At 66.9% G+C, this 21,776-nt stretch carries 19 protein-coding genes and 3 pseudogenes; 11 read left to right on the top strand and 11 right to left on the bottom strand.

What is annotated here, in order from left to right:
• Positions 1-8 precede the first annotated feature (8 nt).
• Together recF and gyrB are read left to right on the top strand one after the other, a co-directional pair.
• Positions 9-1,118, top strand: a complete 1,110-nt coding sequence (recF, locus tag AX284_RS07320; protein ID WP_017641478.1) for a DNA replication/repair protein RecF — start codon at positions 9-11, stop codon at positions 1,116-1,118.
• A complete protein-coding gene (gyrB, locus tag AX284_RS07315; RefSeq protein ID WP_017641479.1) occupies positions 1,115-3,535 on the top strand; it encodes a DNA topoisomerase (ATP-hydrolyzing) subunit B in 2,421 nt (806 codons plus the stop codon). Before recF ends, gyrB begins: the two co-directional genes overlap by 4 nt.
• Positions 3,536-3,920: 385 nt before the next feature.
• On the opposite strand, the gene AX284_RS07310 is transcribed toward gyrB, so the two are convergent.
• The 4 genes from AX284_RS07310 to glyQ are packed head-to-tail and all read right to left on the bottom strand — an operon-like array spanning position 3,921 to position 8,237.
• Positions 3,921-4,670, bottom strand: a complete 750-nt coding sequence (locus AX284_RS07310; RefSeq protein ID WP_068384406.1) for a lysophospholipid acyltransferase family protein — start codon at positions 4,668-4,670, stop codon at positions 3,921-3,923.
• Complete coding sequence (gene gmhB, locus AX284_RS07305; protein ID WP_068384404.1) at positions 4,670-5,212, bottom strand: D-glycero-beta-D-manno-heptose 1,7-bisphosphate 7-phosphatase; 543 nt, start codon at positions 5,210-5,212, stop codon at positions 4,670-4,672. Before gmhB ends, AX284_RS07310 begins: the two co-directional genes overlap by 1 nt.
• A 2-nt stretch (positions 5,213-5,214) precedes the next feature.
• Positions 5,215-7,272, bottom strand: coding sequence for a glycine--tRNA ligase subunit beta (gene glyS / locus AX284_RS07300; protein ID WP_068384402.1), 2,058 nt, complete (start codon positions 7,270-7,272; stop codon positions 5,215-5,217).
• Positions 7,272-8,237: a glycine--tRNA ligase subunit alpha gene (glyQ, locus tag AX284_RS07295; protein WP_017641483.1), complete on the bottom strand. Its 966-nt coding sequence runs from the start codon at positions 8,235-8,237 to the stop codon at positions 7,272-7,274. Before glyQ ends, glyS begins: the two co-directional genes overlap by 1 nt.
• Before the next feature lie 357 nt (positions 8,238-8,594).
• On the opposite strand from glyQ, the gene AX284_RS07290 reads away from it, so the two are divergent.
• The 3 genes from AX284_RS07290 to AX284_RS07280 all read left to right on the top strand — a co-directional run bounded on the left by AX284_RS07290 (position 8,595) and on the right by AX284_RS07280 (position 10,598).
• On the top strand, positions 8,595-9,179 hold the full coding sequence (locus AX284_RS07290) for a DNA-3-methyladenine glycosylase I (protein ID WP_068384400.1): 585 nt from the start codon (positions 8,595-8,597) through the stop codon (positions 9,177-9,179).
• Positions 9,180-9,269: 90 nt separating this feature from the next.
• Entirely contained in the window at positions 9,270-10,157 is an 888-nt protein-coding gene (locus AX284_RS07285) for a lysophospholipid acyltransferase (RefSeq protein WP_017641485.1), read from the top strand.
• Positions 10,158-10,325: 168 nt separating this feature from the next.
• Entirely contained in the window at positions 10,326-10,598 is a 273-nt protein-coding gene (locus tag AX284_RS07280) for a PilZ domain-containing protein (protein ID WP_017641486.1), read from the top strand.
• On the opposite strand, the gene AX284_RS07275 is transcribed toward AX284_RS07280, so the two are convergent.
• Positions 10,589-10,906, bottom strand: coding sequence for a tetratricopeptide repeat protein (locus tag AX284_RS07275; protein ID WP_068384398.1), 318 nt, complete (start codon positions 10,904-10,906; stop codon positions 10,589-10,591). The two genes, AX284_RS07280 and AX284_RS07275, sit on opposite strands and share 10 nt — an antisense overlap.
• A gap of 216 nt (positions 10,907-11,122) precedes the next feature.
• On the opposite strand from AX284_RS07275, the gene AX284_RS07270 reads away from it, so the two are divergent.
• Genes AX284_RS07270 through AX284_RS07260 form a run of 3 tightly spaced genes read left to right on the top strand, consistent with a single transcriptional unit; the run spans position 11,123 to position 12,942 of the window.
• Entirely contained in the window at positions 11,123-12,085 is a 963-nt protein-coding gene (locus tag AX284_RS07270; protein ID WP_068384396.1) for a M23 family metallopeptidase, read from the top strand.
• On the top strand, positions 12,066-12,425 hold the full coding sequence (locus tag AX284_RS07265) for a hypothetical protein (RefSeq protein ID WP_026083892.1): 360 nt from the start codon (positions 12,066-12,068) through the stop codon (positions 12,423-12,425). The genes AX284_RS07270 and AX284_RS07265 overlap by 20 nt, the downstream gene beginning before the upstream one ends.
• Before the next feature lie 16 nt (positions 12,426-12,441).
• Positions 12,442-12,942 carry a bactofilin family protein gene (locus tag AX284_RS07260; protein WP_068384394.1) on the top strand — a complete coding sequence of 167 codons (501 nt, stop codon included), beginning with the start codon at positions 12,442-12,444 and terminating at the stop codon, positions 12,940-12,942.
• Here AX284_RS07260 and rsmB read toward each other — a convergent pair.
• From rsmB to def, 3 genes are read right to left on the bottom strand one after another with little or no spacing between them, the layout of a single operon-like run.
• Positions 12,926-14,227 (bottom strand): 16S rRNA (cytosine(967)-C(5))-methyltransferase RsmB, encoded by a 1,302-nt coding sequence (gene rsmB / locus AX284_RS07255; RefSeq protein ID WP_068384392.1) that lies wholly within the window; start codon positions 14,225-14,227, stop codon positions 12,926-12,928. The genes AX284_RS07260 and rsmB overlap by 17 nt on opposite strands.
• Positions 14,224-15,168, bottom strand: a complete 945-nt coding sequence (fmt, locus tag AX284_RS07250) for a methionyl-tRNA formyltransferase (RefSeq protein WP_068384391.1) — start codon at positions 15,166-15,168, stop codon at positions 14,224-14,226. Before fmt ends, rsmB begins: the two co-directional genes overlap by 4 nt.
• A 58-nt stretch (positions 15,169-15,226) precedes the next feature.
• A complete protein-coding gene (gene def / locus AX284_RS07245) occupies positions 15,227-15,733 on the bottom strand; it encodes a peptide deformylase (RefSeq protein WP_064307096.1) in 507 nt (168 codons plus the stop codon).
• 229 nt (positions 15,734-15,962) lie between these two features.
• Between def and AX284_RS07240 the strand changes: the two genes are divergently transcribed.
• From AX284_RS07240 to AX284_RS07230, 3 genes are all read left to right on the top strand, one after another.
• Positions 15,963-16,994 carry a LysM peptidoglycan-binding domain-containing protein gene (locus AX284_RS07240; protein ID WP_026083893.1) on the top strand — a complete coding sequence of 344 codons (1,032 nt, stop codon included), beginning with the start codon at positions 15,963-15,965 and terminating at the stop codon, positions 16,992-16,994.
• A 50-nt stretch (positions 16,995-17,044) separates the two neighbouring features.
• The gene (dprA, locus tag AX284_RS07235; RefSeq protein WP_064307097.1) at positions 17,045-18,130 is read left to right on the top strand and encodes a DNA-processing protein DprA; all 1,086 of its coding nucleotides are present in this window, start codon (positions 17,045-17,047) and stop codon (positions 18,128-18,130) included.
• A 64-nt stretch (positions 18,131-18,194) separates the two neighbouring features.
• On the top strand, positions 18,195-18,749 hold the full coding sequence (locus AX284_RS07230; RefSeq protein WP_017641494.1) for an L-threonylcarbamoyladenylate synthase: 555 nt from the start codon (positions 18,195-18,197) through the stop codon (positions 18,747-18,749).
• Between the two features lies 1 nt (position 18,750).
• Here the strand turns inward: AX284_RS07230 and AX284_RS12315 are convergent.
• The 3 pseudogenes from AX284_RS12315 to AX284_RS12305 all read right to left on the bottom strand — a co-directional run.
• Positions 18,751-19,068: pseudogene (locus AX284_RS12315) on the bottom strand (response regulator); the annotation flags it as partial.
• A 141-nt stretch (positions 19,069-19,209) separates the two neighbouring features.
• Positions 19,210-19,449, bottom strand: a pseudogene (locus AX284_RS12310) (ATP-binding protein); the annotation flags it as partial.
• 201 nt (positions 19,450-19,650) lie between these two features.
• Positions 19,651-21,165, bottom strand: a pseudogene (locus tag AX284_RS12305) (PAS domain S-box protein); the annotation flags it as partial.
• Between the last annotated feature and the right edge of the window lie 611 nt (positions 21,166-21,776).

The following is a 21,776-nucleotide window of genomic DNA, read 5'->3' as shown; positions in this document are numbered from 1 at the left end:
GCCGCTCGATGACGCTGATCCGCTTCAACGCCGACCGCCTGCGCAATCTGCAGGCGGTCGCGCTTCAACCCTCGCCACGGGTTAATCTGCTGCACGGCGCCAACGGCAGCGGCAAGACCAGCCTGCTGGAAGCCATCCACCTGCTGGGACTGGCCCGCTCCTTTCGCAGTACCAAGCTGGCGCCGGTCATCCAGCATGAGCAGGCCAGCTGCACGGTGTTTGGCCAGGTGCGGCTGCCCGGTGGCCAGGACTGCAACCTGGGCATCCAGCGCGAGCGCGGTGGCGACTACCAGATCCGCATCAACGGCGAGAATGCCCGTAGTGCGGCGCAGCTGGCCGAGGTGCTGCCGCTGCAGCTGATCAACCCCGATGGCTTCCGGCTGCTCGAAGGCAGCCCCAAGATCCGACGGCAGTTTCTCGACTGGGGCGTGTTCCACGAGGAACAGCGTTTCCTGCCCCTGTGGCAACGCTTGCAAAAGGCGCTCAGGCAGCGAAATCACTGGCTCAGACGTGGTAAAATCGACCCTGCGGCGCAGGCCGCCTGGGATCAGGAACTGGCCCTGGCCAGCGGCGAGATCGATGGCTTTCGCCAGGCCTATATCCAGCGTCTGAAGCCGGAGTTCACCGCGGTGCTGGCCGAGCTGATCCAGCTCGATGGCCTGACCCTGAGTTACTACCGCGGCTGGGACCGCGAGCGCGATTTGCGCGAGGTGCTGGCAGACAGTCTGCCACGGGATCTGCAGCTGGGGCATACCCAGGCCGGTCCCCAGCGCGCCGACCTGCGGATCCGCATCGGCAACCACAACGCGGCGGACATCCTGTCGCGCGGCCAGCAGAAGCTGGTGGTGTGCGCACTGCGCATCGCCCAGGGGCGGCTGGTCAACCAGGTCAAGCGGGGCCAGTGCGTCTATCTCATCGACGACCTGCCTTCGGAACTGGACGAGGGACACCGGCTGGCCTTGTGCCGGCTGCTGGAGGCACTGGAGTGCCAAGTCTTCATCACCTGTGTCGAGCGCGAGACGCTACAGGCCGCCTGGCGGCCGGAGACAGAGGTCAGCGTGTTTCACGTGGAACACGGCCATATCAAGCAGACCCACACTAGCGGGAGCCAAGCATGAGCGAGACCAATACCTACGACTCTTCCAGCATCAAGGTGCTGAAGGGACTGGATGCCGTGCGCAAGCGCCCCGGCATGTACATCGGCGATACCGATGACGGCACCGGCCTGCACCACATGGTCTTCGAGGTGGTGGACAACTCCATCGACGAGGCCCTGGCCGGCTTCTGCAGCGAGATCAGCATCACCATCCACATGGACGAGTCCATCACCGTGCGCGACAACGGTCGCGGCATCCCGGTGGACATCCACAAGGAAGAAGGCGTCTCGGCGGCCGAGGTCATCATGACCGTGCTGCACGCCGGCGGTAAGTTCGACGACAACACCTACAAGGTGTCCGGCGGCCTGCACGGCGTGGGCGTCTCAGTGGTGAACGCCCTGTCCGAGGAGTTGCGGCTGACCATTCGCCGTGCCGGCCAGGTGTGGGAGCAGGTCTATGTCCACGGCGTACCCCAGGCGCCGCTGGCGGTGATCGGCGAGACCGACACCACCGGTACCCAGGTGCACTTCAAGCCTTCGGCCGAGACCTTCAACAACATCCAGTTCAGCTGGGACATCCTGGCCAAGCGGATTCGCGAGCTGTCCTTCCTCAACTCCGGCGTCGGCATCGTCCTGCGCGACGAGCGCAGCGGCAAGGAAGAGCTGTTCAAGTACGAAGGCGGCCTGCGCGCCTTCGTTGACTACCTGAACACCAACAAGACCGCGGTGAACGAGGTGTTCCACTTCCAGGTGCAGCGCGACGACGATGGCGTCGGCGTGGAAGTGGCCCTGCAGTGGAACGACAGCTTCAACGAAAACATCCTCTGCTTCACCAACAACATTCCCCAGCGCGACGGCGGCACCCATCTGGCCGGCTTCCGTTCGGCGCTGACGCGCAACCTGAACAGCTACATCGAGGCCGAGGGCCTGGCCAAGAAGTTCAAGGTGGCCACCACCGGTGACGACGCCCGCGAAGGCCTGACTGCCATCATCTCGGTCAAGGTGCCGGATCCCAAGTTCTCTTCCCAGACCAAGGACAAGCTGGTTTCCTCCGAGGTGAAGACCGCGGTGGAACAGGAGATGGGCAAGCACTTCTCCGACTTCCTGCTGGAGAATCCCAACGAGGCCAAGGCGGTGGTCGGCAAGATGATCGACGCGGCCCGGGCCCGGGAAGCGGCGCGCAAGGCGCGGGAGATGACTCGCCGCAAGGGCGCGCTGGACATCGCCGGCCTGCCCGGCAAGCTGGCGGATTGCCAGGAAAAGGATCCGGCGCTGTCCGAACTCTACATCGTGGAGGGTGACTCCGCCGGTGGTTCGGCCAAGCAGGGCCGCAATCGGCGCACCCAGGCGATCCTGCCGCTCAAGGGCAAGATCCTCAACGTCGAGAAGGCGCGCTTCGACAAGATGCTCTCCTCCCAGGAGGTGGGCACCCTGATCACCGCGCTGGGCTGCGGCATCGGTCGCGAAGAATTCAACATCGACAAGCTGCGCTACCACAACATCATCATCATGACCGATGCTGATGTCGACGGCTCGCACATCCGTACCCTGCTGCTGACCTTCTTCTTCCGCCAGATGCCGCTGCTGATCGAGCGGGGCTACATCTACATCGCTCAGCCGCCGCTGTACAAGGTGAAGCGTGGCAAGCAGGAGCAGTACATCAAGGACGACGAGGCGATGGAGGAATACCTGACCCAGACCGCCCTGGAGGAAGCCAGCCTGCACGTCAACGAGAACGCCCCGGGTCTGTCCGGTGTGGAGCTCGAAAAGCTGGTGAACAGCTATCGCCAGGTGATGAAGACCTTCAAGCGTCTGTCGCGGCTGTATCCGGCCGACGTCAGCGAACACCTGCTGTACCTGCCCCGCGTGGGCGTGGAGCAGCTGGGTGACGAGGCGGCCATGCGCGAGTGGCTAGCCACTCTCGAGACGCGCCTGAAGGCCGCCGAGCGCAATGGCACCACCTACACCTTGAGCCTGCGCGAAGATCGCGAGCGCAGCCTGTGGCTGCCGGAGGTCGAGACCCGGGCCCACGGCCTGTCCAGCTACGTGACCTTCAACCGGGATTTCTTCGGCAGCAACGATTACCGCCTGGTGACCGAGCTGGCTGCCCAGCTGGACAACCTGCTGGAAGAAGGCGCCTATGCCAAGCGCGGCGAACGCCGTCGCCCGGTCAGCACCTTCAAGGAAGCCTGGGAGTGGCTGATGGTCGAGACCAGCAAGAGATTCAACATCCAGCGCTACAAGGGCCTGGGCGAGATGAATCCGGATCAGCTGTGGGAAACCACCATGGACCCGAACGTGCGTCGCATGCTGCAGGTGACCATCGAGGACGCCGTGGCGGCCGACCAGATCTTCAACACCCTGATGGGCGATCACGTGGAGCCGCGTCGCGATTTCATCGAGAGCAATGCCCTGGCGGTGTCGAACCTCGACGTCTGATTCCAGCGGTTATGCACAAGCCCCGCCATGCGGGGCTTTTTTGTGGAAAACATTCTAGCTAGACGAAGATGCCGTTTCGTTCCCTGGGAAGGATTGCCACTCATCTTATAGCCAGAGGTTTTGTGGATAGTTTTCCTCAGCTGCTTTTCGCAAAGCCTGTAAAGCAGCACAAAGAGGCCGTGCCATGCGGCATAGAGACACAGGCTATAACGGGCGATCCTGTGGATAAGCCTGGGAATAAGCTTATTGGTACTTGTGGATGACAGGGGATTCGCGGTAGCGGCCCACGATCAGGGCGCAGGAAAACCTCAGGATGTCCTGTGGATAAGTCTGTGGGAAACGCGAGGAAAACTGTCGGAAACAGCCAGGCCTTGCGGCCTGGCGATCAGGCGACGCAGCGCTCGACTGGGCTGGCGTCGGGCTTGGGGGCGAGGGCCTGTTCGATGAAGGCGAAGCAGCGGGCATTGAGATCGACAATGGCGCGGGGATCCTGGCCCTGGGGATAGAGCAAGGGGCCGATGCTGACCTTGATGGTTCCCGGCGACTTGATCCAGGAACGATTGGGCCAGTAGGCGCCGGCATCGTGGGCGATGGGCAGGATGGGCACGTTCAGGCTGCAGGCCAGGGCGGCGCCACCGCGGGAGAACTTGCCCATCTGACCGTAATCGATGCGCGTGCCCTGGGGAAAGATCAGTACCCAGCAGCCCTGGGCCAGGTAGCGGCCGCCCTGCTCGGTCAGCTGCTGGAGAGCCAGCTTGCCGTTGTCGCGGTCGATGGCGATGGGCTTGAGCAGCGAGAAGGCCCAGCCAAAGAAGGGAATCCGCAGCAACTCGCGCTTGATCACCTGGGAGGTGGGTTCGAACTGGGCGGACAGGAAGAAGGTTTCCCAGGTGCTCTGGTGGTTGGCCACGATCACGCAGGGCTGCGCCGGGACGTTTTCCAGGCCGTCGATCTCGTAGCGAATGCCGCAGATGACCTTGGCCAGCCAGACGGCAAAGCCGGTCCAGGCCTTGACCACCAGCCGATAGCGGGCGCGATAGGCCAGGAAGGGCGCGATCAGCAGGCTGACGCAGGACCAGAGGATGCCGCTGGTCCCCAGCAGCACGTAGAACAACAGGGTACGCAAGAGCCGCATCAGCGCGTTTCCTCGAGCAGGTGATCAGCCACCGCGGCCAGGTCGGCGAAGACCTGGGTGCCGGCTGGTAAAGGCTTGGCCAGGGTGCGCTCGCCCTTGCCGGTGCGCACCAGATAGGGGGTGCAGCCCAGGGCCACGCCGGCTTCCAGGTCGCGCAGGCTGTCGCCGACCACGGGGACTCCCGCGAGATCAGGGAGCCCATACTGGGTGGCGATGGCGCGGAACAGGCCGGGCAGCGGCTTGCGGCAGTTACAGCCCGCTTCCGGGCCATGGGGGCAGTAGAGGATCAGGTCGACCCGACCGCCCTCCTCGGCCAGCAAGCGTTGCAGCTTCTCGTGCATGGCCGCCAGGTCATCTTTCGTGAAATAGCCCCGGGCCAGACCGGACTGGTTGGTGGCCACGGCCACCTGCCAGCCGGCCCGGTTCAGCCGAGCGATGGCAGCAAGGCTGCCGGGCAGCGGTTGCCACTGCTCGGCGCTGCGCACGTAGTCATCGGAATCGACATTGATGACGCCGTCGCGGTCCAGCACGATCAGCTTCATGCCTAGCCCAGCACCGAGATGTCGGCGATGCCGAGGAACAGGCCGCGCAGGTGGGCGAGCAGCGCGTAGCGATTGGCGCGGACGCGCTCGTCCTCGGCGTTGACCAGCACCTCGTCGAAGAAGGCATCTACCGGGGCGCGTAGACTGGCCAGGCGTTCCAGGGCTTCGCGGTAACGGCGGGCTTCGGCCAGGGGCGCGGCATCCCGCTCGGCGTCGGCGATGGCGGCGGCCAGGGTGCGCTCGGCGTCGGTCTCGAACAGGGCGGCATCGGCCTGGGCCGCGACCTGACCTTCGAACTTGCCGAGCAGGTTGGAGACGCGCTTGTTGGCGGCGGCCAAGGCTTCGGCTTCGGGCAGGCGACGGAAGGCTTGCACGGCCTGGACGCGCTGGTCGAAGTCCAGCGCCGAGGCCGGGCGCAGGGCGCGCACGGCCAGGTAGGCGGCGGTGTCGATGCCTTCGTCCTCGTAGCGGGCGCGCAGCCGGTCGAAGACGAAGTCCAGCACCTGCTCCTGCAGGCCCGCGGCCTTGACCCGCTCGCCGTAGCCGCCGATGGCGAAGGCGACGGCGGCCGGCAGATCCAGCTCCAGGCCTTTCTCGATGAGGATGCGCAGCACGCCCAGGGCCTGACGGCGCAGGGCGAAAGGATCCTTGCTGCCGGTGGGCAGCATGCCGATGCCGAAGATGCCGACCAGGGTGTCGAGCTTGTCGGCCAGGGCCACGGCCGCACCGGTCAGGGTCTGCGGTAGTTCGGCGCCAGCGCCACGCGGCATGTACTGCTCGTTGAGCGCCAGGGCCACGTCTTCCGCCTCGCCGCCCTTCTTGGCGTAGTAGTAGCCGGCGATACCCTGCATCTCGGGGAATTCGCCGACCATCTCGGTGGCCAGGTCGCACTTTGCGAGCACGCCGGCGCGGTGGGCGCGCTCGGCATCACCGCCGATGCGTTCGGCGATGAACGCGGCCAGGGCAGCGACGCGCTGGGCCTTGTCGTAGACCGTACCGAGCTGGGCCTGGAAGACCACGTTCTTGAGGCGCTCGTTGAAGCTTTCCAGCGGCTGCTTCTGGTCCTGCTTGAAGAAGAACTCGGCGTCGGTGAGACGGGGGCGGACCACCTTCTCGTTGCCGCTGACGATCTGCGCCGGATCCTTGCTCTCCAGGTTGGCCACGGTGATGAAGCGCGGCAGCAGCTTGCCCTGGGCGTCCAGCAAGCAGAAGTACTTCTGGTTGTCCTGCATGGTGGTGATCAGGGCTTCCTGGGGCACCTCGAGGAAGCGTTCCTCGAAGGCGCACACCAGCGGCACCGGCCATTCCACCAGGGCGGTCACCTCGTCCAGCAGCGCGGGCGGCACCACGGCGCTGCCCTGCTCCGCCGCGGCCAGTTCGGCCACGCGGGATTCGATGAGCTGGCGGCGTTCGGCGAAGTCGGCCAGCACATGGGCGGCACGCAGGTCGGCGGCGTAGTGGGCCGGGGCGCTGATGCGCACGGCATCGGGATGATGGAAGCGATGGCCGCGGGACTCACGGCCGGCACGGCGGGTGAGAATCTCGCAGTCGATGACCTCGTCACCGAGCAGCATCACCAGCCACTGGGTCGGCCGGACGAATTCCTCGCGGCGGGCGGCCCAGCGCATGCGCTTGGGAATCGGCAGCTCGGCGAGGGAGGCTTCGACGATGCCGGGCAGCAGCGCGGCGGCGGGCTGACCGGGGATGCTCTGGGAGAATCTCAGCTTGGGGCCGCTGCGATCGATGGCGCTGATGTCGACGCCGCACTTGCGGGCGAAGCCCAGGGCGGCCTGGGTCGGCTGGCCATCGGCGCCAAAGGCGGCCTGGAGCGGCGGGCCGTCTAGGTTGACGCTACGCTCGGGCTGCTGGGTCTGCAGGGCTTCGACCAGCACGGCCAGGCGGCGCGGCGCGGCATAGGCGCGGGCGCTGGCATAGCCTAGACCGGCCTGCTTGAGGCCCTTCTCGATGCCGGCGAGAAAGCTGTCGCCGAGGGTCTTGAGCGCCTTGGGCGGCAGTTCTTCGGTACCCAGTTCGACCAGGAAATCCAGAGTGGTGCTCATCATTCGCCCTCCTTGAGCAGCGCCTGGACATCGTCGCGACCCAGGACCTCGTCACGCAGCGCCGGGGTGGCCAGGGGGAAGCCCAGGCGGGCACGGGCCTTGAAGTAGCCCTGGGCGACGCTGCGCGCCAGGGTGCGCACGCGCAGGATGTAACGCTGGCGCTCGGTCACCGAGATGGCGCGGCGGGCGTCCAGCAGGTTGAAGGTGTGGGAAGCCTTGAGCACCATCTCGTAGGTGGGCAGCGGCAGGTCCAGGGCGATCAGGCGATTGGCCTCGGACTCGTAGAAGTCGAACAGCTCGAACAGCTTGGGCACATTGGCGTGCTCGAAGTTGTAGGTGCTCTGCTCCACCTCGTTCTGGTGGAAGACGTCGCCGTAGGTCACGGTGCCGAAGGGGCCGTCGGCCCAGATCAGGTCATAGACCGAGTCCACGCCCTGCAGGTACATGGCCAGGCGTTCGAGGCCATAGGTGATCTCGCCGGTCACCGGATAGCACTCGATACCGCCCGCCTGCTGGAAGTAGGTGAACTGGGTGACTTCCATGCCGTTGAGCCAGACTTCCCAGCCCAGACCCCAGGCGCCCAGGGTGGGCGATTCCCAGTTGTCCTCGACGAAGCGCACGTCGTGCACCAGCGGATCCAGACCGATGGCGGCCAGGGAGCCCAGGTAGAGCTCCTGGAAGTTGTCCGGGTTGGGCTTGAGGACCACCTGGAACTGGTAGTAGTGCTGCAGGCGGTTGGGGTTCTCGCCATAGCGGCCGTCGGTGGGGCGGCGGCTGGGCTGCACATAGGCGGCGTTCCAGGTCTCGGGACCGATGGCGCGCAGGAAGGTGGCGGTGTGGAAGGTACCGGCGCCAACTTCCATGTCATAGGGCTGAAGTACCACGCAGCCCTGCTCGGCCCAGTATTGCTGCAAGGCCAGGATCAAGTCTTGGAAGGTGCGCACGGTGGGCTTGGACTGGCTCACGAAAGATACCCGTTCGGCTGCGACGAAAAGCCGGGGAGTATAGCTGAAAGCCGGGGGTGGCCACATGGGGGCTTTAGGGCTGCCCGACGGGAAAGTGCCTGCTCCCGTTATCGCAACCGTGGGCCAGCGTAGGTTGGGTTGAGCGTAGCGAAGCCCAACAGTGTCTCGGGGCGCCGGCGATGTTGGGCTTCGACGATAGAGCCGTCTCAACCCAACCTACGGTCTAGTGCTGCCATGGCTGCGATACGCTGGCAACCTGATAGCGTGGAAAAGCGCCTGGTGAGGCCGTTGGATTCGTCTCATCGACCTGGCAACTGCGCTAAGGTGACGTCTCCCCTCGCCGTCCGAGCCTTCGCCATGCCGCGTTGCTTCTGGTGCACCGCCGATCCGCTGTACATCGAGTATCACGACCACGAATGGGGCGTGCCCCAGCGCGATCCGGCGGTGCTCTTCGAATTTCTCTTGCTGGAAGGCTTTCAGGCCGGGCTGTCGTGGATCACCGTGCTGAAGAAGCGCGAGCGCTATCGCCAGGTGCTGCACGGCTTCGATCCCCGGCGCCTGGCGCAGCTGAGCGATGCCGAGATCGAGGCGCTGATGCAGGATCCGGGCATCATCCGCAACGGCGCCAAGCTGCGCGCCGCCCGTCAGAATGCTCAGGCCTGGCTCAGGCTCGAAGACCCGGCCGGCTGGCTATGGTCCTTCGTCGGCGGTGCGCCGAAGATCAACCATTTTCGCGACAGCCACGAGGTACCGGCGATCACCCCGGAAGCCGAGGCCATGAGCAAGGCGCTCAAGAAAGCCGGTTTCACCTTTGTCGGCCCGACCATCTGCTATGCCCTCATGCAGGCCATGGGGCTGGTGATGGACCACACCCTCGATTGCGACCGCCATGCCGAGCTGGCATCTTTGTCGGCAGAACCGCAGGAAAAGTCGAATGTATAGGCGTCAGTTGGCGCGAACCTTACGCTTTCTTAACGTTTCCGGGGCTTGTAGACGCTAAACTGTCGGCGCATTCAGACAGGAGTCCCTCTTTTGGAAAGATTCAAAGGCGCGCTGATGATCGCCTTCCTGCGCCTTTTCGCCCTGCTGCCCTGGCCGCTGGTGCAGCGCCTGGGTGGATTCATCGGCTGGTGCATGTGGAAGCTGCCGACTCGCGCCAGCAAGGTCACCCGCATCAACCTCGCCCATTGTTTTCCCGAACTCGATGCCGCCGGTCTGGAACGGCTGTCGCGCGAGTGCCTGCGCGGCATCGGCAAGACCCTGACCGAAAGCGCCTGCGCCTGGATCTGGTCACCCCAGCGTTCCCTGCGCCTGGTGCGCGAGGTGGAAGGCATGGACGTCCTGCAGGAAGCCCTGGCCTCCGGCGATGGCGTGGTGGGCATCACCAGCCATCTGGGCAACTGGGAGTTGCTCAACCACTTCTATTGCTCCCATGCCAAGCCGATCATCTTCTATCGGCCGCCCAAGCTGAAGGCGGTGGACGACCTGCTCAAGCGCCAGCGGGTCCAGCTGGGCAACCGCGTGGCGCCCTCCACCCCGGAAGGCATCATCAGCGTGATCAAGGAAGTCCGCCGCGGCGGCGCCGTGGGGATTCCGGCCGATCCTGAGCCAAGTCGCAGCGCCGGCCTCTTCGTGCCCTTCCTCGGCACCACTGCCTTGACCAGCAAGTTCGTGCCCTCGCTGCTGGCGCGCGGCAAGGCCCGCGGGGTGTTCTTCCATGCCGTGCGCCTGGCAGACGGCAGTGGTTACAAGGTGATCCTGGAAGCCGCGCCCGCAGCCATGTACGACCCGGATCCGGAGGTCTCGGTGGCCGCCATGAGCGAGGTGCTGGCCGGCTACGTACGGCGCTATCCGACCCAGTACATGTGGAGCATGAAGAGGTTCAAGAATCGCCCGGATGGCGAGGAGAAGTGGTACTGAGGTCTTTCGCCCGGGTCCTGCCCGGGCGCTGAGGGGCAGGAGGTGGTCCTACGACCTATCGCTCGGCGCTTCGCCAGGACCGTTCGGTCGGCGCGCGGCTGACAGCCGCTGGGCTTTGCCGGAAGCTGCCCGGACCTCTAGGGAACGCCCAAGCCAGGGAGTCAGGCGATGAATTCGCGCGATCAGCGCCAACATACCCGTACCCCACTCAAGTGCCGGCTGTGGATCGCCTATCCGGATGGCGAGATCGTCGGTGAGACCCGCGACCTGTCCGATGGTGGCGTCTATGTGGTGCATCCCGAGCTGACCCGGCTACCGCAGGGCACCCGCGTGGTCGGCCAGGTACTCGATCTGCCGATCGAAGCGCCCAAGGTGACCATGGAAGTCATGCGCACCGACGCCGACGGCGCGGGCCTCAGGTTCCTGCGCGATCAGGACTGAGCGCGGCGCGCCAGGCGCTTGAGAAACACCGTCATCTCCTTTTCCGCCTGCTTGTCGCCCTTGGCTTGCGCCGCCTGCAGGCCCTGGGTCCAGGCCGCCTCGGCGCTGGCCGGGTCGCCGCTCCCCTCATGGGCCTTGCCCAGCAGTTTCCAGGCCGCCGAATAGGCCGGATCGAATTCGACGCAGCGCGCCAGGTGCTCGATCGCCCGCGCGGGCTCCCCGGCATCCAGATAGCCCTTGCCCAGTCCGAACCTGAGCAGGGCATTGTCCTGGCCGCGAACGAGCATTTTCTCCAGGGATTCGAGCATGGCGGACTCCGGTAGCAGCGGGAGGGACGGGCCGATTCACGACCTTGAGCCGAACATTCTGCCCCGACTACGGCAGCCTGACGATCCGGTGTTGAAAGTGCCATATGTCAGGTGGACGGGCAGGTTGGTCTGGAACAGGCCTTTTGCCATCATTTTGTGACGTGTTTCACTTTAAGCTGACTGATCTATCGGCGCCTAGGACGGCCGCAGGATCTGATGAAGCTGTTTTCTTCCCTCAGTCGCAAGCTTGTGCGGGACGGTGCCCACATCGTCGACCCGCGTCAGGCAAAGAGCCCCTGGCTGCTGATCCTGACGCTGACATCGCTGCTGACATTCGCTCTGGGCTGCTGGCTGGGTGGTCGGGTTTCGCCTGCTGCAGCTCCGGCCACCCCAGTCGCTGCCACTCCGGGCAGCGCCAGCACAACGGTGGCCCTGGAGCGAATGGGCGTGCTGGTCGGCCGGCTGCAATCGCTGGAGGCCGATACCCAGGCGCTGCAGCGGATGCTGGAGCAGAACAGGCAATTGCGCGACCAGGTGAGCGCGGTCGACCCCAGTCTGCTGGTCGAGCCTTCCACGCGAGGTGCCCAGGGCGGTGCCTGGCTGCCGGCGCGATCCTGTAACGCCGGCGCCGCCAGCCAGGGCTTGCCTCTGCGCATGCTGGGTGCCAGCGAACAGGTAGCGCTCTGCCTGCGTCAACAACTGGATCTGCTGCTGAACCGGGTGGCCAGTCGCAATGCCGCCCTGATGGCGATTCCCTCGCTACGCCCAGTGGAACAGGCCCGTCTGGGATCGCTGTTCGGCAATCGGGTCGATCCCTTTACCGGTCACCTGGCGTTTCATTCCGGTGTCGACTTCGCCGCGCCCACTGGCACTCAGGTACACGCCGCGGCCGGGGGGCGTGTCCAGGTCACGGGCGCCCTGGGTGGCTATGGCAATCGGGTGGAGGTCGCTCACGGCAATGGCCTGGTCACCCGCTATGCCCATCTGAGCCGCATCTTCGTCAAGGAAGGCCAGGTGGTCATCCCCGGGCAACTCCTGGGTGCGGTGGGCTCCACTGGACGCTCGACCGGGCCTCATCTGCATTTCGAGGTCTTGCGTGACGGCCAATTCCTCGACCCCCAGCGCTTTCTTGCCCTAGGCCGACTGGAGCCCGAGCGCGATGGCCAGGCGCGCGACTAGTCGAGCGTCGAGTCGCGAGTTGCTGCGCGGCGAATTTCGCCTGCAGCCGGTCCCGCGACGGCGACTGGCCGGCTGGGTTGGTTTGTGCCTGCTGCTGTTGATACCGCTCGCGTTGCTGGTGGTCGGGCAGCGGATCCACCAGGGATACCAGGCGGAACTGAATCACCTGCAAGCCGAGAATCAGCACCTGCGCGATCGTCTGGCGCAGCAGACGCTGGATCTGCAACTGGGTGCGGCCACCGAACGCCAGTTGCTCGAACGCAACGCCGCCCTGTTGGCGCAGGTCGAGCGCCTGAGCGCGGAGCTGGCCTTCTTCCGTCGCCAGAATCAGAAACCCTAGTTGGAGAGCAGCACGGATGTTCAACAGAAAGAAGGCGGTTCCTCGCCCCGCGGTGAATGGCTTTTCCAGTCTCATCGCCGACAACCTGTCGATCCGCGGTGATCTGGAGTTCAGCGATGGCCTCAAAGTCGACGGCCGGGTATGCGGCAGCATCAGTTTCAAGTCCGGCACCACCAGCCTGCTGGCGATCAGTGCCAATGGCGTGGTGGAGGGCGACGTGAGCAGCTACGACGCCCTGATCGATGGCACCATCGTCGGCGATCTGCGGGTCGAGCATCTGCTGGAGCTGCATTCCAATGCGCGGGTGCAGGGCAACATCACCTATCGCCAGCTGAGCATGGAGAACGGCGCCGTGGTGGAAGGCACCCTGAGTCGCCTCGAAGAAGGCTCCCCGGTGCTGGAGCTGCCCCAGGCGGAGGTACGCGCGCAGTTGCCGCACCCAGCCGCCACCGCGGAGAAGCGTCCGCAGCAGGGTACGAACCAGCCGCTACCGCCAGAGGCTAGCGAGCAATCTTGATCAGCTTGCAGTAATAGAAGCCGTCGTGGCCGTCGGGCTGCGGCAGGAGCTGGCGACCATGGGGCTGGGCGAGGCCCCAGGGCGCGGGGATATCCAGTTCGCGGGCGCCCGGGGTGCGGGCGAGAAAGGCGGCGAGGTTGTCGCTGTTCTCTTCCGGCAACACCGAGCAGGTGGCGTAGACCAGGATGCCGCCGACGTCCAGCGTCGGCCAGAGGGCGTCCAGCAATTCGCCCTGCAACTGCACCAGGGGCGCGATATCGCTGGCCTGACGGGTCAGCTTGATGTCCGGATGGCGGCGGATCACCCCGGTGGCGCTGCAGGGAGCGTCCAGCAGGATGCGCTGGAAGGGCGTGCCGTCCCACCAGTCGGTTACGGCGCGGCCGTCGGCGGCCAGGGTGCGGGCGGTGAGGCCCAGCCGTGCCAGATTCTGCTCGACGCGCTCCAGGCGACCGGCATCGGCGTCCAGCGCCACCACCTCGGCCAGCCCCGGCTCACGTTCCAGCAGATGGCAGGTCTTGCCCCCGGGCGCGGCGCAGGCGTCAAGCACCCGCTGGCCGGGCGCCAGCTCCAGCAGTTCGGCCGCCAGCTGCGCGGCTTCGTCCTGCACGCTGAGACGCCCCGCTGCAAAGCCCGGCAGGGCGGTGACGTCCTGGGGTTGCAGCAGGCGGATGCCGTCGGCGCTGAAGGCGCAGGGCACGGCCTCGATACCGGCGGCGGCCAGCTCGGCCAGATAGCTGTCGCGACTGCCCTGGCGGCGATTGACCCTGAGGATCAGCGGCGGGTGCAGGTTGTTCGCGGAGGCGATGGCTTCCCAGTGCGCCGGCCAGCGCGCCTTGAGCGTCTTCTGTAACCAGCGCGGATGGGCCAGGCGCGCGGCCGGGTCATGCTCCAGGGCCGGTAGCAGGCTGTCGTATTCACGCTGGGCACGGCGCAGCACGGCGTTGAGCAGGCCCTTGGCCGAGGACTTCTTCAGCTTGTCGACGCAGCCCACCGTCTCGCCGATGGCGGCGTGGGCCGGGATGCGGGTGTGGAACAGCTGGTAGAGCCCGATCAGCAGCAGGGCTTCGAGATCGCGGTCGCCGGCCTTGAAGGGTTTCTGCATGAGCTTTTCCGCCAGCAGCGACAGGCGCGGCTGCCAGCGGGCGGTGCCGAAGGCCAGGTCCTGGGCCAGGGCGCGGTCACGCGGATCGACCTTGGCCAGTTGCTCGGGCAGGCTGCTACCGAGGGAGGCGCGCCCGGCCAGGACCGCCGCCAGGGCGCGGGTGGCCGCCAGCCGCGGATTCATAGACCCAGTACCTGGCCGGGGGCGAAGCGTTCGCGGCGGGCGTTGTAGAGATCGGCGAAGCCCAGCGGCTTGCCACCGGGCAGTTGCAGCCGGGTCAGACGCAGGGCGCCCTCGCCACAGGCCACCAGCAGGCCTGCGCGATCGGCGTCGAGCACCATGCCGGGAACGCCCTGCCCTTCCGCCAGTTCGGCGGCCCAAACCTTGAGCGGTTCACCGGCCAGGGCGGTGTGGCACAGCGGCCAGGGATCGAAGGCGCGGATACGGCGCTCCAGTTCCACCGCCGGCCGACCCCAGTCCAAGCGGGCCTCGTCCTTGTTGAGCTTGTGGGCGTAGGTGGCCAGGTTGTCGTCCTGTACCTCGCCCTGCAGACTGCCGTCGGCCAGACCCGGCAGGGCCTGGACCACGGCGGCGGCGCCCAAGGCGGCCAGGCGATCGTGCAGGCTGCCACCGGTGTCCGTGGCGGTCAGCGGCGTGGTCACCTTGCTCAGCATGGGGCCGGTATCCAGACCGGCTTCCATGCGCATCACGGTGACCCCGGACTCGGCATCGCCGGCTTCCAAGGCGCGCTGGATGGGCGCGGCGCCGCGCCAGCGCGGCAGCAGCGAGGCATGGCTGTTGATGCAACCCAGGCGCGGGATATCCAGCACCGCCTGGGGCAGGATCAGACCGTAGGCCACTACCACCAGCAGGTCGGGTTCCAGGGCCGCCAGGGTGGCCTGGGCCGCGGGATCGCGCAGGGTCGGCGGCTGCTGCACGGGAATGCCGTGGCTCAGTGCCAGCTGCTTGACCGGGCTCATGGCCAGTTTCTGGCCCCGCCCAGCGGGACGGTCCGGCTGGGTATAGACGGCGGCAATGGGATAACCGGCGTCGATCAGCGCCTGCAGGTGCACGGCGGCGAATTCCGGGGTTCCGGCGAAGACGAGGCGAAGGGATCTGGACATGGCGGACCTGGCGGAAAGGGCGAGCGGCGGACGCCGATGACGCCGTCCGCCAGGGCGATCAGGCCTTGTGGCGCTGCTGCTTTTCGAGCTTCTTCTTGATGCGATCGCGCTTGAGCGGCGACAGATAGTCGACGAACAGCTTGCCGTCGAGGTGATCGATCTCGTGCTGGATGCACACCGCCAGCAGGCCGTCGCACTCCAGCTCGAAGGGCTTGCCGTCGCGGTCCAGGGCAGTCACCCGGACGCGCTCGGGACGGCAGACCTTTTCGTAGAACCCGGGGATCGACAGGCAGCCTTCCTGGTACTCGCCTAGTTCCTGGGTGAGCGGCTCGGCCTCGGGGTTGATGAAGACCAGCGGTTCGCTCTTGTCTTCGCTGACGTCGATCACCACCAGGCGGCGATGAACGTTGACCTGAGTGGCGGCCAGACCGATGCCAGGCGCTTCGTACATGGTCTCGAACATGTCGTCGATGGTCTGGCGCAGGGCATCGTCGACCACGTCGATGGGCTTGGCGACGGTGCGCAGGCGGGGATCGGGGAATTCGAGGATGTCTAGGATCGCCATGGCGTTGAGGGCACTTGTGGAATACAGTCAAGGGGCGCTGCTAAGATGCCGCAGCGTTGTTTCCACCCGGCTCGAGCTGGTCCCGAGCGGTGGATGACGTCGGTCGACGGGGATGAGCGCCTGCGCTGCCCGGTGCCGACGAAGGTGGCGATCAGGGCACGACTGGGGCGATTCCCCGACGTTTGCGTGAAGACGGTTCTTCAAAGCTAAGTGTAAAGGGATTCGACGCATGAGGAAATCTTTGTTCGCCCTGCTGCTGGTCGCCGGGGGCGCCCTGCAGTCGGCGTACGCAGCGGTCACCCTGCGTCAGGATCACCCGGAGAGCTATACCGTGGTCCGCGGCGATACCCTCTGGGACATCTCCGCCAGATTCCTCAGCAAGCCCTGGGAATGGCCGGAGATCTGGCAGGCCAATCCGCAGGTCAAGAATCCCCATCTCATCTATCCCGGCGATACCCTGGTGCTGAGCTACGTCGACGGCCAGCCGCGGCTGCAGCTCAACCGCGGCGCCTCGCGTGGCACGGTCAAGCTGTCACCTACGGTGCGCAGCACGCCCATCGCCGAAGCCATCCCGGCCATTCCGCTGGAAGCGGTCAACAGCTTCCTCTTGCAGAATCGCGCCATCGATTCGGCCGAACAGTTCCAGGCGGCGCCCTATGTGGTGGCCGGCAATGCCGAGCGCGTGGTGAGCGGCGCCGGCGATCGCATCTATGTGCGCGGCAAGCTGCAGCCGGGTGTCTCGGCCTATGGCATCTACCGCCAGGGCAAGACCTATGTCGATCCCAAGACCGGCGCCTTTCTCGGCATCAATGGCGACTTCATCGGCAGCGCCGACCTGGTCACCCAGGAGGGCGACATCGCCACCCTGCGCCTGACCCGCACCACCCAGGAGGTGCGCCTGGGCGACCGGCTGTTCCCCACTGAGGAGCGGCTGGTGAATTCCACCTTCATGCCCAGTGCGCCGGCCCGTGACATCAACGGCCTGATCCTCGACGTGCCGCGCGGCGTCACCCAGATCGGCCAGTTCGATGTGGTGACCCTCAACAAGGGCGCCCGGGACGGTCTGGCCGAGGGCAATGTGCTGGCGGTCAACAAGACCGGCGAGACGGTGCGTGATCGCATCACCGGCGAGCTGGTGAAGATCCCCGACGAGCGCGCCGGGCTGCTGATGGTCTTTCGCACCTACGACAAGATCAGCTACGGCCTGGTCCTGACCGCCACCCGCCAGCTGGCGATCATGGACAAGGTGCGCAACCCCTAACCTCTTCCGGGTCGCCAGGACGGCGACCGGCCACCCTCAAGGATGACAGCATGGCCAGCCTCTCCCCTGCCGAGCTGGACGCTCGGCTTCGCCTGCATGCCCTGCCGGAGCTCGGTGCCGTGCGCCAGCGCCTGCTGCTGGATGCCTTTGGCAGCGCCAGCGCCGCCCTCAGTGCCCCCGCCTCGGCCTGGCGCGCCCTGCGCCTGCCGGCGGTGGCCGCGGACGCCCGCCGCAGCCCCGCGACCCGCGAACGGGTCGACCAGGCCCTGGCCTGGCTGGAGGACCCCGAGCGCCATCTGCTCTGCCTGGGCGACGAGCGCTATCCGGCGCTGCTCGCCGAGATCGCCGATCCACCGCCGCTGCTGTTCGTCGAAGGACGGGTCGAGTTGCTCGAACGACCGCAACTGGCCCTGGTCGGCAGCCGCCAGGCCAGTGCCCAGGGACTCGACAATGCCCGGCGCTTCGCCCACAGCCTGGCCGCGGCCGGCTTCTGCATCACCAGTGGCCTGGCGCTGGGCATCGATGGCGCGGCGCACCAGGGTGCGCTGGACGCCGGCGGCGGTACGGTGGCCGTGCTGGGCACCGGCCTCCGGCAGCTCTATCCCCGCCGTCATCTGGGCCTCGCCCGGCGCCTGCTGGCCGAGGGTGGTGCGCTGGTCTCGGAATTGCCGCTGGACTGCACGCCCCAGGCCGCCAACTTTCCGCGGCGCAACCGGATCATCAGCGGCCTCAGCCTGGGTACCCTGGTGGTGGAGGCCAGCCCCTCCAGCGGTTCGCTGATCACCGCGCGGCTGGCCGCCGAGCAGGGTCGCGAGGTCTTCGCCCTGCCCGGCTCCATCCATCATCCCGGGGCGCGAGGCTGTCATCAGCTGATCCGTGAAGGGGCGCAACTGGTGGAGGGCGTGGAGCATATCCTCGAAGCCCTGCAGGGCTGGCGCAGCCTGGCCCCGGTCGCCACGGCCGCGGTGGTCGAGGATCACCCCCTGCTGCGGCAGCTGGCCGCCGGACCGCTCAACAGCGAAGAGTTGGCGCGGCTCTGCCGCCTGTCGTTGCCGGAGGTGCTGGTCCAGCTGACCGAGTTGGAGCTGGAGGGCCGGGTGGTGGCGCAGCAGGGCAGCTGGACGCGTCTCGGCTAGCGGTGGATGGCTACCATCGGCGGCGCGCTCGGGTAGACTTCAGGGATTTGGCGGAGGCAAGGCGATGCACAACAGCTGGCGAGTGCGGCAGGCGGCGCGAATCGTGCGCGAGGGGGGCGTGCTGGCCTACCCCACCGAGGCCGTCTGGGGCCTGGGCTGCGATCCCTGGGATCAGGCCGCGGTCTATCGCCTGCTGACGCTCAAGCGGCGGCCCATGGAAAAGGGCTTGATCCTGGTGGCCGATACCATCCGCCAGTTCGACTTCCTGCTCCACGATCTGCCGGAAGAGTCCCTGGCCAAGCTGGCCAGCACCTGGCCCGGCCCCAACACCTGGCTGGTGCCGCACCACAATCGCCTGCCCGGCTGGGTGACCGGCGCCCACGCCACCGTGGCGCTACGGGTCTCCGAACATCCGCTGGTGGGCGAACTCTGCGCCCTCACCGGTCCGCTGATCTCCACCTCGGCCAATCCCGCCGGCCGTCCGGCCGCGCGCACCCGGCTGCGGGTTCAGCAGTACTTCCCCGATAACCTGGATGGCATCCTCATGGGCGAACTGGGTGGGCGCAAGAATCCCAGCGTGATTCGCGATCTGGTGACCGGCAAGGTCTTCCGGCCCTAGGTCAGTCCAGCAACTGGCGCAGCAGCCGCGCCAGGGCATCGATCTGGAACGGCTTGGCCAGCGAGAGCTCACCGTTCGGGGTGGGCCGTTCGGCGTGACCGCTGACGAACAGCACCGGCAACTCCGGCCAGCGCTCGCGCAGGCGCCCGGCTAGGTCGGCGCCGTCGAGATCCGGCAGGCCGAGATCGGTGATCAGTAGGTCACAGGGCAGGTCGCCGTCGACCAGGGTGAGCGCCGCCGAGGCACTGGCCGCGGTGCGCACGCGATAGCCCAGCTCGGTGAGCATCTCGCGCAGCAACAGCCGCACCGAGACATCGTCTTCCACCAGCAGCAGGCGTTCGCCCCGGCTCTGGGCGATGGCCGCCTGAGGTGTATCGCTCGCTGCCGGTCGCTCGGGCTGGGCACAGGGCAGCCAGAGGCTGACCCGGGTGCCGCTGCCCAGTTCGCTCTCCAGGGTCACGTGGCCACCCGACTGCTTGATGAAGCCATAGAGCATCGACAGGCCCAGGCCGGTGCCCTGGCCGATGGGCTTGGTGGTGAAGAAGGGATCGAAGGCGCGATCCACCACCTCGACCGGCATGCCGCTGCCGGTGTCGGCGATGGTCAGGCGCACATAGTCACCCGGCGGCAGGTCATGCTCGGCGGCCAGGTCGGTGAGGTGATCGAGGGCGGTTTCCAGGGTCAGCTGACCCCCCTCGGGCATGGCGTCGCGGGCGTTGATCACCAGATTCAGCAGGGCGTTCTCCAGCTGGTTGGTGTCGGTGCGCGCCGGCGGCAACTGCAGCGCGAGGCTGCTGCGCAGGCTGATGCGTTCGCCCAGGGTGCGCTGGAAGAGTTCTTCCAGGGACAGGATCAGGTCATTGACGTCCACCGGCCGCGGGTCGAGGGTCTGCCGACGCGCGAAAGCCAGCAGGCGATGGGTCAGGGCGGCGGCGCGGGTGGCGGATTGCTCGGCGGTGTCCAGGTAGCGCTGCAGGTTGTCGTGGCGGCCCTGGTCCAGGCGCCGACGCAGCAATTCTAGGGAGCCACTGATGCCGGTGAGCAGGTTGTTGAAGTCGTGGGCGATGCCGCCGGTGAGATGGCCGATGGCTTCCATCTTCTGTGCCTGGCGCAGCGCGGCTTCGGCGTTCTGCAGGGCCAGGGCGGCGTCGTGCTCGACGGTGACGTCGCGGCCGAAGACATAGATGCGGCCATCGTGATCGGCGGTGGCCTTCCACATCATGTGGCGCCAGTGGCCGTCGCGAGTGCGCAGGCGGCCCGGCAGATCGCTGAGCACCTCGCCATGGCGCAGGGCGGCCAGGCGCGGGAACACCGGCGGATCGTCCGGGTGCTCCAGCGAGGTCGGCGGCTGGTGGCGCAATTCCTCGTCGTCCCAACCCAGGGTGCGGCCCCAGGCCGGATTGCGACTGAGCCAGCGTTGCCCCTGGATGACACCGAGCAGGTCGTCGGCCACCCGCCACATGCGGTCACGCTCGACGGTGCGCTCATGGACGCGCTGTTCCAGCAGTTCGGCCAGGCGCCGCAGGCGGTGTTCGGCCATGCGGATCTCGCTGACGTCGGTGTGCACGCCCACCCATTCGCAGACCACGCCGTTTTCCCGCACCGGCAGGGCGCGCACGCTGAAGGTGCGCCACTGACCGTCGCGGCAGCGCAGCCGGTGTTCGTCGTGGAAGTCCACCTGTTGCTGCACCGCCAATCGCCAGCGGCGCAGGGTGCGGGGGGCATCCTCGGGATGCAGGGCAGCGGCCCAGCCGTCCTGCTGATACTGGGCATAGCTCTGCCCGGTCAGGGTGCTCCAGGCGAGTTGTTCGCCGAGCAGGTGCCCCTGGGCATTACTGGTCCAGACCACCCCCTGCACCGCTTCCACGGCGTTGCGGAAACGCTGGTTGGACAGGTGCAGCGCGGCTTCGGCCTGCTTGCGCTGGGTGAGATCCACCACCACCAGACTCACCGACAGCTCCTGGCCGATTTCCGACTGCAGCGGCGAGCCATGCAGGCTGACCCAGACCACCGAGCCATCCGGGCGCAGGAAGCGCTGGTCCAGCTTGAAGCTGTCGCCGCGCTCGCGCAGGGTGTCGAGATGGCGCTCCAGGATGGCCCGGTCCTCGGGATGGGTCTGGGCCTGCAGGGTCTGTTCCAGCACCCCGACCTCGTTGCGATCGAGCAATTCGCAGTAGCGGCGATTGGCGAGCAGGATGCGCCCGCGGGCGTCGGTCTGGCAGATGCCGACCGCCGCCTGGTTGATCAGGCTGGCCAGCCGCGCGCTGTGTTCCCGCAGGGCATTTTCCGCATCAACCCGTTGCTGAACGTCGTCGAACAGGGTGACCGAGGCGATCACCTCGCCAGTGGCCGAGCGAACGGGCGCGCTGGACACTTCCAGCAGCCGGATGCTGCCGTCGGGCCGTCGATAGCGCATCAATTCGGGCGATACCGCCTGGCCACTGCGCAGCACCCGGACCGTGGGATAGTCGTCCACCGCATAGGGCTGGCCATTGGCATGCAGGGCGCCGATGGCGCCATAGCGTTCGTCCAGCGTCTCACCGGCCGGGCGCTTGCCCAGGAGGAGGTCGACGCGGTCATTGAGCATCACCGCTTCTTCGCTGCCGGCCTCGGTGATGGAGATGCCCAGGGGCGCCTGCTGCAGCACGCTGGCCAAGAGCCCCTGTTCCAGCGACAACCGCCGTTCCAGGTGCCGGACCTGGTCCTGGGTCTGCTGCCGCACCAGCAGGGCGCCCAGCAGCAGGGCCAACTGGTCCAGCAACAGCCGGGTGTCCGCCTCGACGGCGTTGCTCAGCTGCAGATAGCCCAGGGGCTGCGCCGCAGCGCCGAACGGGAGGAGCGACTGACCCGCCGGCAGGCTGCCGGCTTCGGCCACGGACAGCAGCCGCGCCTGGGGATCGTCGGCGAGGTCACGCAGGGCCTGGGTGGCGCACAGGCGCAGGGCGGCAAGATCCGCCGTGCCGCTGAGGCGCCGCGACCATTCGCCAAGCGCCTGCAGGCGTTGTGGCAGATCCCGCTCGGCGCTGC

This window comes from Pseudomonas sp. HUK17 (assembly GCF_001566765.1).
Note: the sequence above shows the minus strand (reverse complement) of the source record. Positions and strands in the feature narration are given on the sequence as shown.